Genomic DNA, 11,705 nt, shown 5'->3' on the forward strand with positions numbered 1-11,705 from the left:
GTTCTCGCACCTCGGGCGCGGCGGGCCTGGCCCGGGGCCGTACCCTTCTGCGGTTGGCTTGCGCGGTTCCCGCCGCCCGCCGGCGACCTTCGAAGGAGCGTGCGTTGACCGACCAGACCGGCCTGGAGCAGGAGATTGCCGTCGAGCAACAACACCTCGACCGGGTGTACGCCCGACTGGCCGAACTGCGGCGCTCGGCGGTCCGCGCCGAGCGTGACGGCTACCGGATGGCCCGGGTGGGCACGTTCGGCGCGTTGGTCGAGCGCGACGCGATGGTCTTCCACGCGGCGCAGCGGCGGCACGCCCTGGACGCCGAGTACGAGGGGCTGGTCTTCGGCCGGCTGGACCTGCGTGACCGGCAGGTGCTGCACGTGGGGCGCCTCGGGATCCGGGACGAGGACACCACCACGCTGGTCGTCGACTGGCGGGCACCGGCCGCCGCCGCCTTCTACCAGGCCACGCCGGCGCAGCCGCTGGAGGTGGTGCGTCGCCGCACGATCCAGTCCCGCGCCGAGCGGGTCACCCGGATCGAGGACGACCTGCTGGACCCGAACGCCGCCCCGGAGGGGATGACTGTCGTCGGTGACGGCGCCCTGCTGGCCACCCTGTCCAAGGCGACCGGCCGGGGCATGCGGGACATCGTGGCGACCATCCAACGGGAGCAGGACGAGGCGATCCGTTCGCCCGGCTCCGGGGTGACGATCGTGGCGGGCGGCCCGGGCACCGGTAAGACCGCTGTCGCCCTGCACCGGGCGGCGTTCCTGCTCTATTCCGACCGCAGCCGGTACGCCGGCGGCGGCATCCTGGTGGTCGGCCCGTCGTCGGTCTTCGTCGAGTACATCGCCTCGGTGCTGCCCGCGCTCGGTGAGGACACCGCCACCCTGCACTCGCTGGGCACTCTCTTTCCGGGGCTGACCGCCACCCGCACCGACCCGCCCGAGGTGGCGGCGGTGAAGGGCTCGCTGCGAATGCGCCGGGTGCTGGAGCGCGCGGTCCGCGACGCGGTGCCGGGCGGTCCGGGTGAGCTGCGGCTGCTCTACCGGGGCACGCTGCTGCGGCTGGATCGGGCCGACCTGGACCGGATCCGGGACCGCGCGCTGCACCGCGGCGCCCGCCGCAACGAGGTGCGCCGGGCCGGCTTCGACGGAGTGTTCGCCGCGCTCTGGGCGCAGGCCCGCGAGGTGGGCATTCGACTGCCGGAGCAGCGGACCTTCGAGGCGGAGATCGCCGAGCGGGCCGAATTCCGGGAGTTCCTCAAGGCGTGGTGGCCCCGGCTGCACCCGCGGCACGTGCTCGGTTGGCTGGCGCGGCCGGACCGGCTGCGCCGGTACGCCGGTCAGATCCTCTCCACCGCGGAGATCCGGCTGCTCAGCGCCGCGTACCGGAACCTGGACTCCGACGGGTTGACCATCGCCGACATCGCGCTGCTTGACGAGTTGGACGCCCTGCTCGGCAAGCCGGCGCAGCCGGCCAAGGCCCGGCGCGACCCGTTCCAGCTCGCTGGCGGCGTACGCGAGCTGAGCACCGCCAGCGACCGGCAGCGGGCGGCCCGGGCGGCGGCGCGGGAGCGTCCGGAGGACTACCGGGAGTACGCGCACGTGGTGGTGGACGAGGCACAGGACGTCTCGCCGATGCAGTGGCGGATGGTCGGACGGCGTGGCCGGCTGGCCTCCTGGACGGTGGTGGGTGACCCCGCGCAGACCGCGTGGACAGGTGATCCGGAGGAGCTGACCCAGGCTCGGGACCAGGCGCTGGGCCGGCGTAAGCGGCACGATTTCACCCTCACCACCAACTACCGCAACTCGGCGGAGATCTTCGCGGTGGCGGCGGCGGAGATCCGCCGGCTCTACCCTGACCTGCTGCTGCCCACCGCCGTGCGTTCCACCGGGGTCGATCCGGTCGAGCTGGTGGTGCCCGCGACCGGGTTGGAGGCCGCCGTCGTGAAGGCGGCCGCCGGGTTGCTGGCCGAGGTGGAGGGCACGGTCGGGGTGATCACGCCGGTCCCCCGCCGCGACGAGGTCGCCGGTTGGCTCGACGCGCTCGACGCGCCGCGCCTGCAGGTGGTGACCAGCCTGGAGGCCAAGGGCATGGAGTACGACGGGGTCGTGCTTGTCGCTCCGAGCGAGATCCGGGCAGATCCGGGTGCGGGGGTACGCACCCTGTACGTGGCGCTCTCCCGGGCCACGCAGCGGCTCACCACCATCGATCCAACGGGCTGATTCGGGGCAAACTGCCTGGCGGGCCAGTGGCCTGCCCCACACTTGCATACATAGCGATGTGAGCATACATTTGACCGGGCCCCGACCGGCGGCGGAAGGTGGATCTCGTGGGCGCAGGTCATGACCACCACCATGGGTCGGTCGCCAATGCCGCACACCAGCACAGGGGCCGACTCTGGGCGGCGTTCGGGCTGCTCGCCACCCTGATGGTGGTCGAGGCGGTGGCCGCCCTGCACACCGGCTCGCTCGCCCTGCTCTCCGACGCCGGGCACATGTTCACCGACGTGCTCGGCATCGGGATGGCGCTCGCCGCCATCACCGCGACCCGGCGGGCCACCGCCGACCCGCAACGCACCTTCGGGCTCTACCGACTCGAGGTCCTCGCCGCGCTGGCCAACGCCGTCCTGCTCTCCGGCGTCGCGATCTACGTGGTGATCGCCGCGATCCGCCGCTTCGGCGACCCGCACGAGGTCGTCGCCGGTCCGATGCTCGCGGTGGCAGTGCTCGGCCTGCTCGCGAACGTCGCCGCGTTCGCCCTGCTCCGCGCCGGAGCCCGGGAGAGCATCAACCTTCAGGGCGCCTACCTGGAGGTGCTCGGCGACCTGCTCGGCTCGCTCGGCGTGATCGGCGCGGCGCTGCTCATCGCCGTCACCGACTGGTGGTGGGCCGACCCCCTCGTCGCGGTCGCCATCGGCGCGTTCATCCTGCCGCGCACCTGGCGGCTGGCCCGCGCCGCCGTCCGCATCCTGGTGCAGGCCGCCCCGGAACACCTCCAGGTGACCGCCGTGCACGACCGGCTCGCCGCGGTCCCCGGGGTGGTCGAGGTGCACGACCTGCACGTCTGGACGCTCACCTCGGGCATGGAGGTGGCCTCCGCCCACCTGACCATGGCACCCGGCGCGGAGGTCGGCGCGGTGCTGACCGCGGCGCGCACCGCCCTGCACGACGACTTCCGGATCGAGCACGCGACGTTGCAGATCGAGCCCGGCGCCGCCTCCGGGGCCTGCGGCTCGATCGAGTGGTGACAGGTTTCCCGTGACGACGTACGCACCGTCCGTCACATCGGCTGCAACAGCCCCACCGGCACCGGTAAGCTCGGTCCCGGCCTCCACCAGGCGGCGCCCTCCAGGCGCCGGTGGCGGTCGCCGCCTAATCGCCCACCTGGGCGAACCGGGGAACCACGTTCCTGGGGTGCATCCGCGTCAGCGGTAGGGATCTTCCGTCCCGAACCCGTCAGCTAACCCGGTCGGCGGCTGACGGAAGGACACGCGCAGTGGCACCAGCACGACCGACCGCCGCCCGACTGGCGGCCCTGATCGTCGCGATGTTCGCCCTCGGCGTCGCGATCCCGGCCGGCACCGCCTCGGCCGCTCCCCCGACCGGCCTACGGGCCGCCGCCGCACCCGACTCCGACGAAGAGGGCGGCAGCCCTTCGCTACGCGCCCAACTCGAGGCCGCCAGCAAGGGCTATCTGGACGCGAAACGCGCTCTGGACACCTCCGTGCAGCGGCAGCAACAGCTCGCCACCAAGCTGAAGGGCATCGAGGTCGAGCTCGCCCAGCGCGACGGCAAGGTCGGCCAGATCGCCGGGGTGGCGTACCGCACGGGCCGGCTCGGCACGGTGTCGGCACTGCTCAACAGCAACAGCCCGGAGGGCTTCATGGACCGGGCCGCCGCCCTGGAGGCGGTGGCCGCCAACGAGGACCGCGTGCTCCGCGATCTGCTCGCCACCAAGGACCAGGCCAATCGCACCCGGGCCGCCCTGAACGGCGAGATCATCGAACAGCGCAAGCAGGTCGCGGTGATGGCCAAGCGCAAGGACCAGGCCGAACGGGCGCTGACCGTGGCCAACACCCCCAAGCCGCAGACCACCGCCGACACCGGCTCCAACCGGGGCACCTCCACCGCCAACGCGAAGGCGGCGCCCCGCAACTCCGACGGCTCCTGGCCATCCGAATCGTGCAGCGTCAACGACCCCACGCCCGCCAACGGCTGCATCACCCCGCGCACCCTGCACGCGCTCAACCAGGCCAAGGCCGCCGGCTTCACCAGGTACGTCTCCTGCCACCGCCCCAGCGGCTCCGGCGAACACCCCAAGGGCCGGGCCTGCGACTTCGCCGCCCAGAAGAGCGGCTTCGGCGGCAATGCCACCGGCGGCGACAAGACGTACGGCAACAACCTGGCCGCGTACTTCATCCGTAACGCCGACCAGCTCGCCGTGCTGTACGTGATCTGGTACCGGCAGATCTGGCTGCCCAGCAGCGGGTGGAAGTCGTACAGCGGCGCGGGTGGCACCCCCTCCACCGACCACACCAACCACGTACACCTGTCGGTCTACTGACCCACCCGACGAGTCCCCGGGTTCGGTCCGGGGATGAGCCACTCGCGCTCGCCGACTCCGGGGTATCCGGGCGACGGGATACCCCCGGAGTCGGCGATGCCTTCGCCGGGCCGGGCTACGTCGCCGGGCGTACCCCGGATGTCGTCGGCGGTCGGACGACCCGGACCTGGTCGGCGGGCAGCATCGCGGTATGCGTCGGATCTCACCCACCGCCCGCAAAGGGCTCCTCACCCTGCATCTGGTCACCTCGCTCGGCTGGCTCGGCGCCGACCTCGTGCTCCTCACCCTCGGCATCGCCGTGCAGCGTGGCGCCGACCCGGCGGTGGTCTACCCGGTCACGGCGCTGGTCGGCACAGTGCTGTTCGCGCCGCTGAGTGTTCTGGTCTGGCTGGTCGGGGTCGCCAGCGCGCTACTCACCCCGTGGGGCCTGTGGCGCTACCGCTGGGTGCTGGTCAAGCTGGTGCTCACCACGGTGCTGGTCGGGCTGGTGCTGTTCCTGCTCACGCCGAATCTGCGGCACGCCGGTGCGGTGGGCGCCGCCCTCCCCGCCCGGGACCGCGCCGACCTGGTGATCGCACCCGCGGTGTCGACCAGCCTGATGATCATCGCGACGGTGCTGTCCACGTACAAGCCGTGGGGCCGACGTCCCGCCGCCCAACCGGCCCGCGCGGGCCGGGGCAGCAATCCGTGAGAGTCCCAGCAGTGCGGTGATCGCGCCAGAACCCGGCTGTCGTGGCATCCTCGCGCCCGCGGGCCACTACATTCCATGATCGAGCACGGTCCTGAGCTGGGGCCGCAGGGGGCGGGGTGTGGGCTGGTCAGGCCGGGGGTGGGAGGTCTCCGGTGCGGTCGAGGGCTGGGCCGAGACGGGCGGCGAGGGCGAGGTGAGCGGCCCGCGCCTGGCGGAACGCGTACCGGAACAGCGGCGTCGGCGCGGTCAGGGTGATCTCGACGTCGATCCGGACCAGGCCGTCCGGCTCGGCGCGCAGTCGAGTGTGGTTGCGTACCGTGGTGGCGGGCCACTGGCGGGCCACCATGACGATCTCGTCGTCCTCGCTGACCAGCACGTCCGCGTGGTACGTGGTCCGGAAGCGTAGCGGGCCGGCCACCAGCCTGTCGTTGATCGTGTAGCTGGCCTGGGCGCCGGGTCGGGGCGGCAGTTTGCGGACCCGGACGATCAGCGGATGCAGCTCGCCGTGTCGGGTCAGGTCACCGAGCATCGCCGCTGCCTCGGCCGGCGAGCACCGGGCCTGGACGGTGTAGCTGAAGGTATCGCTGCTGCGCACACGTCTCCCACCGTCGTTTGTCGCACGATCGTCCCGTACCGATGTCTGGCTGGCAACGCCTGACGGTCGCCGATGCCAGGACGAACCCCGGCCGATGGGATGCCGCCTCACCAGCTGTCGCATTAGGGTCGGTTGGTGAGGAATTACCCGACCGTGCTGAAGGGCGGCATCATGAGCGGCGACGACGGATGAGCGGGCACGTGATGGTCTTCGCGCCCACCCCGCAGCTCACGGTCACCGTGGACCAGCCGAACGACCACCCCGAGCTGCATCTGCACCCCGGCGGGCAGGGCGTCTGGCAGGCCCGGATGGCGATGTCGCTCGGTGTCGACGTGGTGCTCTGCGCCGCCCTCGGCGGCGAGATCGGCCAGGTGCTGGAGCCGCTCCTGGTCAGCGAGGGCGTGGACCTCAAGGTGGTGGTCCGTGACTCCGGCAGCGGCGGGTACGTGCACGACCGCCGGGGCGGCTCGCGGCAGGAGATCGCCGACGTGCCCGGGCAGCCGCTGAGCCGACACGAACTGGACGAGCTGTACAACCTGGCCCTCGGCGAGGGACTCCGGGCCGCGGTGAGCGTCCTCAGTGGGCCGAACGAGCCGTGGCTGGTCCCGGCCGACCTGTACCGGCGCTTCGCCGCCGACCTCGCCGCCAACGGCGGCCGGGTGGTGGTCGACCTCTCCGGCGATCACCTCGGCGCGGTGCTCGAGAGCGGCGTGTTCTTCCTCAAGGTCAGCCACGAGGAACTGATCCGCGACGGCCGCGCCCGCAGCGACGACAGCCTGGAGCTGACCCAGACCATGTACGAACTGCACGCCGCCGGCGCGGAGACGGTGGTGGTGAGCCGGGCCGAACAGCCGGCGCTGGCGCTCATCGACGGAGAACTGTTCGAGGTCGAGATGCCCCGGTTGGAGGCCGCCGATCCGCGCGGCGCGGGCGACTCGATGACCGCCGGGGTGGCCGCCGTCGTGGCCCGGGGCGGGGACATCCGAACCGCCATCCGCACCGGCGCTGCCGCCGGCGCGATGAACGTGACCCGGCACGGCCTGGGCACCGGACGACTGGACTCCATCACCGGCCTGGTCGACCGGGTCCGGCTGGTGCCGGCGGACAGCCGGCCACAGGAACGGACCACCCCGGACGAGTTGGCCGACCGGGTGGTCGAGCGATGACGCTGCGGGTGCTGATCACCAACGACGACGGGATTGCCGCGCCCGGCATTCAGGCACTGGCCTGGGCCGCGGCACAGCGGGGCCTGGACGTGGTGGTCGCCGCGCCGCTGGAGGAGGCGAGCGGCACCAGCGCCGCGATGAGCGCCGTGGAGCGCGACGGGCGGGTCGTCGTGAACGACCACCCGCTGCCGGACCTGACGGGTGTGCCGGCGTACGGGGTGGGTGGCTCCCCCGGCTTCATCACCCTGATCGCGCTGCACGGCGCATTCGGCCCACCGCCGTCGGTGGTGCTCTCCGGCATCAACCGGGGTGCCAACGCGGGCCGGGCCGTGCTGCACTCCGGAACTGTGGGTGCCGCGTTCACCGCCGCCACGAACGGTTGCCGGGCGATGGCGGTCTCCCTCGACGTGCTCTCCGCGGGGGAGGCGACGGCAGCCAGCGGTGGTGCCGCGGTGGACGCCGCCGCCCGGGTACGCGACGCCGAGCGGCACTGGAGCACCGCCGCGCGGGTCGCCCTGGACCTGCTCCCCCGGTTGACCTCCGGGCCGATGGAGAGCGTGCTCAACGTGAACGCCCCGGACCTGCCGCACGGGCGGCTGCGCGGGGTGCGACGCGGCACGCTGGCCAGCTTCGGTCAGGTGCAGATGACGGTGGCCGAATCCGGGCACGGTTTCGTCCGCACCTCGCTGGAGGAGCCGGGTCAGGCCGCGCAGCCCGGCACAGACGTGGCGTTGCTGGCCGCCGGGTACGCGTCGGTGACCGCCATCCGAGCAGTCACCGAAGCGACGGACGTCGACCTGACCGGGCTGGACGACCAGCCCTGAGGTGCGTGCCTGGTGGCGCTCAGGCGCCGGGCAGCACCTCGGGAGTGGCAGCGCCAGCGAAGTAGGGCTCCGGGGCACCGAACAGGCCGAGCAGGCCGGTCACCCAGAGCTGCCGGTGCACGAACCGACTCGGCTCGGTGACCATCAGCTTGACGTTGCTGACCTCGGCCGTCTGGAAGCCGGCAACCATCGCGCTGATGCCGACGGAGTCGATGAAGGTGACAAGCCTCATGTTCAGTTCGATGCGGAGCGGCCGGCCTTTGGCCAGCACCTCCGCGATCGCCTCGCGCACCTCGTACGCTGTGTCGACGTCGATCTCACCCCGGGGGGCGATCTCCACGACTCCACCGGACAAAACCGACTTCACGATCGACAGGCTCACGCGAGCACCTCCACCCGCCCGTCCCCCGGGCGCCTCATCAGTACGCGGGCCGCGACCGAGAGTATTCCTCTGACAGCCTCGGTCGCCACCCCTCGGGATGAGCAATTCGCGGATCCGGACCCACAAAGGCACCCATATCCGTACTTTTGAGTATCTGATTGCTCAAGACTTTTTGTTATTTGACCTCTGACGACCGGTCGTGACCGACGCGCCGCGAACCAGGGTAGCGGTCCGGGCCCGACGCGCCCGACAACCCGCCCTCGGCCGGCGGCCCGCCGGTGCCACCGGCGTGTCGCCTGCCCACACCCGCCCGACCCGGGTCCACCCGTTGCCGACGCCACCTAGCATCGGACCGGGACACCCCCCGTGACGGAGAGGACCTTCGATGATCAAACGACTTGCCGGTCTGGCTGGCGTCGGCGTTCTGCTCGCTCTCGTACTGGCCTGCGGTTTCGGCGGTGGAGACGACGATGACGACGATGACGACTTCGCCCGCGGTGTCGCAGCGGTGGTGGTGCGCTGAGTTCCCGGTGGCGGTCCAGAGCCGGCCGGGTTTGCGCCCGGGCGGCCCTGGGCACTGGCGGGTAGGCGAACCGTGACGCGCTGAACAGACGCCGAGGTCCGAAGTGGCCGGCGGCTTCGGCACCCGAGGAGGTAACCACGATGTTCGGAACCAACGTGCTGGACCGCCGCAGCAAGCCGGAGCGGATTGCGGACCATGCCTGGGAGCAGCTGCTCTCCGCCGTCAACTCGGCCGGAGACAGCGTCCGGGACAGCGCCCGCTCGGCCCGTCGCAACAGCGGCGACCTCGCCGACGGCGCCGGTGGCCTGGTGGGCTCCGCCGCCGAGGAGGCACGACGCCGTGCCTCGCTGGCCTTCGACGCGCTCGCCGGTCGGCAGCCGGCTCTGCCCTGGACGCTGCTGATCGGCGCCGCGCTGGTCGGCGCCGCCGTGGGCTGGGCCGTCGGCTCCGCCGCGCGGGCCGCCGGCAGCCGGGACGACAGCGCCGTCGACGACGTGGAGTTCGTCGACGTCGACCGGCCCAACTCGCCGGCGGTCTGAACGACCGGTCCACAAGCACCACCACGGACCCCGCTCACCACTGGTCGAGCGGGGTCTGTCGTCGTGCCGCCGACCTGTGCCGTAGCACGTGTGCAGTTGTGTCGAGGTCCGGGGTGGGCCGGTCCGCCGGGTGCCGGACCCCTCAGGCAGCCCGGCGGACCGGTGTTCGGGGGGGTGGTCCGCGGCGCCGCCCGGATCGTCTGCTCACCGACTGGCGCCTGCGACCAGCACGGACCGGACCGGACCGGACCGGACCATGCCCGGGAGACTTCCGGGCATCGGTGGTTTCCTCGCGGGACAAGCCCCGGGGGACGAGGCTGATCCGGTGGTGACGTCGTGGCCCGGGGGACGAGCACGACGACGGGGACTAGGTGGAGCTGCCCTGGCTTCCACCACCCGACGCGACGGCTTCCGCGATCGAGGAATGCGATTACGGTAACCGAAACGCGCTCGCTTTGGAAGCGCTCCCACCAACTCCCTTGGGGACCGCCCACGGCACCCGGACCTGCGACGCCTCACCCGGTGCGGGTGACGACGGTTCACCCGGGCCGGCGGCAGGCTCGGACCCGGCGGACCTCCGGCCGCAGCCGCCACCGGTCCGCCACTCCACGCAGGGAGGAGGCCCAGATGGCGATCGCCGAGATCGACCGCACCGACCAGGACATCCAGTCCGCCGTACTCGACGAGCTGACCTGGGAACCGAGGGTGCAACCGCACGAGATCGGCGTAACCGTCGCCGAGGGCGTCGTGACGCTGACCGGCCGGGTGGACAGCTACGCCAAGAAGTGGGCCGCCGAACGGGCCGCTCACCGGGTCGCCCGGGTCCGGGCGGTCGCCAACGACCTGGCCGTGCAACTGGCCGACGGCACCGAGCGCGCCGATCCCGACCTGGCCGCCGCGGCCAGCCACGCGCTGGAGTGGGACGCGTTCGTGCCCATCGAGAAGCTTCAGGTCACCGTCTCGGCCGGGTGGGTGACGCTGCACGGCGAGGTCGAGTGGGAATACCAGCGCCGAGCCGCAGAGCGGGCGGTGGGACGCCTGACCGGCGTACGCGGGCTGAGCAACGGCATCACCGTACGGCCGGCCGCCGCACCGGACGGCCGCGACCTGGCCGATCGGATCGTCGACGCCCTCGCCCGAGCCGGAGCGACCGAGGCCGAACGGATCAGCGTCCGGGTGCACGGCGACACCGTGGTGCTCGCCGGACTGGTGCACTCGATGCCCGAACGGGCCGAGGTCGAGCAGGTGGCCTGGTCCGCCCCCGGTATCCGGGAGGTGCAGAACCACATCGCTGTCGCGCCGGTGCTGCGCTGAGCGAGCGCGAAACCACCCGGGGTGGGTGAGCCGGACTCACCCACCCCGGGAGCAGGCTCGGGGCATGAGTGATCCGAACCGGCTGATCCGACCCGGGCGCCCCGCGCCCGGTTTCACCCTGCCGGCCACCCCGGACGGGGCCCTGACCGGGCCCGAGCAGTTCCGAGGACGACCGGTCGTGCTCGCCTTCTATCCCGCCGACTGGAGCCCGGTGTGCGGCGACCAGATGTCGCTCTACCAGTCGGCGGCACCCGTCTTCGACCAGTACCGGGCGGTGGTGCTCGGCATCTCGGTGGACAGCATCTGGTCACACCGGGCGTTCGCGGAGAGCCGGGGCATCGAGTTCCCGCTGCTTGCCGACTTCGAGCCGAAGGGCGAGGTGACCCGCCGCTACGGCGCGTACAACTCGCGGGGTGAGGCCGACCGCGCACTTGTGGTGCTCGACCCGGCGGGGCAGGTGACCTGGAGCTACGTCTCGCCGCCCGACGTCAACCCGGGGGCCGACGGGATCTTCGACGCGCTCGACCAACTCGCCGCCGATCGGAAGGTGACGACCGGATGACCACGCCACTGCAGGTGACCGCTCGACTCCGGGACCCCGTCACCACCGAGGACCACATCCGGGGGCCGGCCGACGCGGCGGTGACGGTCGTCGAGTACGGCGACTTCCAGTGCCAGTTCTGCGGTGCGGCCTACCCGAACCTGCACGAACTGCTGCGGCAGCGGGCCGACACCGTCCGGCTGGTCTACCGCTACTTCCCCATCGCCAACGTGCACCCGTACGCCGAACGCGCCGCCGAGACGGCCGAGGCCGCCGCGGTCCGGGGCCGGTTCTGGGAGATGCACGACTGGCTCTACGAGCACCAGGACCAACTCGACCCGGTGCACCTCTCGCTCGGTGTCGAGCAGGTCGGCCTGCCGCCGGACGAGCTGAACGCCGAGGTGGAGAACCGCGCGCACGCGGACCGGGTGCGCCGGGACTTCGTGGGCGGCATCCGCAGCGGGGTGAACGGCACCCCCACCCTGTTCGTCAACGGCGTCCGCCACGAGGGCGGGTACGACCTGCCCGACCTGCTGGCGGCCGTGGACGGGGCGGACAACGCCTGACCGC

13 protein-coding genes and 1 riboswitch are annotated in these 11,705 nt (G+C 72.2%); of the genes, 11 read left to right on the forward strand and 2 right to left on the reverse strand.

The annotated features are described in order from the left end of the window. The first annotated feature begins 104 nt into the window (after positions 1-104). From ABZU25_RS05475 to ABZU25_RS05490, 4 genes are all read left to right on the forward strand, one after another. Positions 105-2,219, forward strand: coding sequence for an AAA family ATPase (locus tag ABZU25_RS05475; protein ID WP_355028096.1), 2,115 nt, complete (start codon positions 105-107; stop codon positions 2,217-2,219). Between the two features lie 107 nt (positions 2,220-2,326). After that, complete coding sequence (locus ABZU25_RS05480) at positions 2,327-3,244, forward strand: cation diffusion facilitator family transporter (RefSeq protein ID WP_355028097.1); 918 nt, start codon at positions 2,327-2,329, stop codon at positions 3,242-3,244. 111 nt (positions 3,245-3,355) lie between these two features. Next, positions 3,356-3,487, forward strand: a riboswitch (cyclic di-AMP (ydaO/yuaA leader). 56 nt (positions 3,488-3,543) lie between these two features. Continuing rightward, a complete protein-coding gene (locus ABZU25_RS05485) occupies positions 3,544-4,560 on the forward strand; it encodes a hypothetical protein (RefSeq protein ID WP_355028250.1) in 1,017 nt (338 codons plus the stop codon). Between the two features lie 190 nt (positions 4,561-4,750). Then, positions 4,751-5,251, forward strand: coding sequence for a hypothetical protein (locus ABZU25_RS05490; RefSeq protein ID WP_355028098.1), 501 nt, complete (start codon positions 4,751-4,753; stop codon positions 5,249-5,251). Between the two features lie 127 nt (positions 5,252-5,378). Here ABZU25_RS05490 and ABZU25_RS05495 read toward each other — a convergent pair whose 3' ends face one another. Then, positions 5,379-5,846 (reverse strand): SRPBCC family protein, encoded by a 468-nt coding sequence (locus ABZU25_RS05495; protein ID WP_355028099.1) that lies wholly within the window; start codon positions 5,844-5,846, stop codon positions 5,379-5,381. A 188-nt stretch (positions 5,847-6,034) separates the two neighbouring features. Between ABZU25_RS05495 and ABZU25_RS05500 the strand changes: the two genes are divergently transcribed. Next, positions 6,035-7,012 (forward strand): PfkB family carbohydrate kinase, encoded by a 978-nt coding sequence (locus ABZU25_RS05500; protein WP_355028100.1) that lies wholly within the window; start codon positions 6,035-6,037, stop codon positions 7,010-7,012. Further along, entirely contained in the window at positions 7,009-7,836 is an 828-nt protein-coding gene (locus ABZU25_RS05505; protein ID WP_355028101.1) for a 5'/3'-nucleotidase SurE, read from the forward strand. The genes ABZU25_RS05500 and ABZU25_RS05505 overlap by 4 nt, the downstream gene beginning before the upstream one ends. A 19-nt stretch (positions 7,837-7,855) precedes the next feature. On the opposite strand, the gene ABZU25_RS05510 is transcribed toward ABZU25_RS05505, so the two are convergent. Then, the gene (locus ABZU25_RS05510) at positions 7,856-8,218 is read right to left on the reverse strand and encodes an STAS domain-containing protein (protein WP_355028102.1); all 363 of its coding nucleotides are present in this window, start codon (positions 8,216-8,218) and stop codon (positions 7,856-7,858) included. Between the two features lie 385 nt (positions 8,219-8,603). Between ABZU25_RS05510 and ABZU25_RS05515 the strand changes: the two genes are divergently transcribed. The 5 genes from ABZU25_RS05515 to ABZU25_RS05535 all read left to right on the forward strand — a co-directional run bounded on the left by ABZU25_RS05515 (position 8,604) and on the right by ABZU25_RS05535 (position 11,701). Next, positions 8,604-8,741, forward strand: a complete 138-nt coding sequence (locus tag ABZU25_RS05515; protein WP_355028103.1) for a hypothetical protein — start codon at positions 8,604-8,606, stop codon at positions 8,739-8,741. Positions 8,742-8,881: 140 nt separating this feature from the next. After that, positions 8,882-9,280, forward strand: coding sequence for a hypothetical protein (locus ABZU25_RS05520; protein ID WP_355028104.1), 399 nt, complete (start codon positions 8,882-8,884; stop codon positions 9,278-9,280). Between the two features lie 627 nt (positions 9,281-9,907). Continuing rightward, the gene (locus ABZU25_RS05525) at positions 9,908-10,594 is read left to right on the forward strand and encodes a BON domain-containing protein (protein ID WP_355028105.1); all 687 of its coding nucleotides are present in this window, start codon (positions 9,908-9,910) and stop codon (positions 10,592-10,594) included. 64 nt (positions 10,595-10,658) lie between these two features. Beyond that, a complete protein-coding gene (locus ABZU25_RS05530; protein ID WP_355028106.1) occupies positions 10,659-11,156 on the forward strand; it encodes a redoxin domain-containing protein in 498 nt (165 codons plus the stop codon). Next, entirely contained in the window at positions 11,153-11,701 is a 549-nt protein-coding gene (locus tag ABZU25_RS05535) for a DsbA family protein (protein WP_355028107.1), read from the forward strand. The genes ABZU25_RS05530 and ABZU25_RS05535 overlap by 4 nt, the downstream gene beginning before the upstream one ends. The last annotated feature ends 4 nt before the right edge of the window (positions 11,702-11,705 follow it).

This window comes from Micromonospora sp. NPDC005215 (genome assembly GCF_040607915.1).
Lineage (GTDB): Bacteria > Actinomycetota > Actinomycetes > Mycobacteriales > Micromonosporaceae > Micromonospora.

Bases quoted from the DNA above. Each gene is read 5' to 3' on its own strand.
- ABZU25_RS05505 (WP_355028101.1), top strand. From the start codon at position 7,009: ATGACGCTGCGGGTGCTGATCACCAACGACGACGGGATTGCCGCGCCC.
- ABZU25_RS05525 (WP_355028105.1), top strand. From the start codon at position 9,908: ATGGCGATCGCCGAGATCGACCGCACCGACCAGGACATCCAGTCCGCC.
- ABZU25_RS05485 (WP_355028250.1), top strand. From the start codon at position 3,544: ATGTTCGCCCTCGGCGTCGCGATCCCGGCCGGCACCGCCTCGGCCGCT.
- ABZU25_RS05490 (WP_355028098.1), top strand. From the start codon at position 4,751: ATGCGTCGGATCTCACCCACCGCCCGCAAAGGGCTCCTCACCCTGCAT.
- ABZU25_RS05520 (WP_355028104.1), top strand. From the start codon at position 8,882: ATGTTCGGAACCAACGTGCTGGACCGCCGCAGCAAGCCGGAGCGGATT.
- ABZU25_RS05530 (WP_355028106.1), top strand. From the start codon at position 10,659: ATGAGTGATCCGAACCGGCTGATCCGACCCGGGCGCCCCGCGCCCGGT.
- ABZU25_RS05500 (WP_355028100.1), top strand. From the start codon at position 6,035: ATGAGCGGGCACGTGATGGTCTTCGCGCCCACCCCGCAGCTCACGGTC.
- ABZU25_RS05515 (WP_355028103.1), top strand. From the start codon at position 8,604: ATGATCAAACGACTTGCCGGTCTGGCTGGCGTCGGCGTTCTGCTCGCT.
- ABZU25_RS05535 (WP_355028107.1), top strand. From the start codon at position 11,153: ATGACCACGCCACTGCAGGTGACCGCTCGACTCCGGGACCCCGTCACC.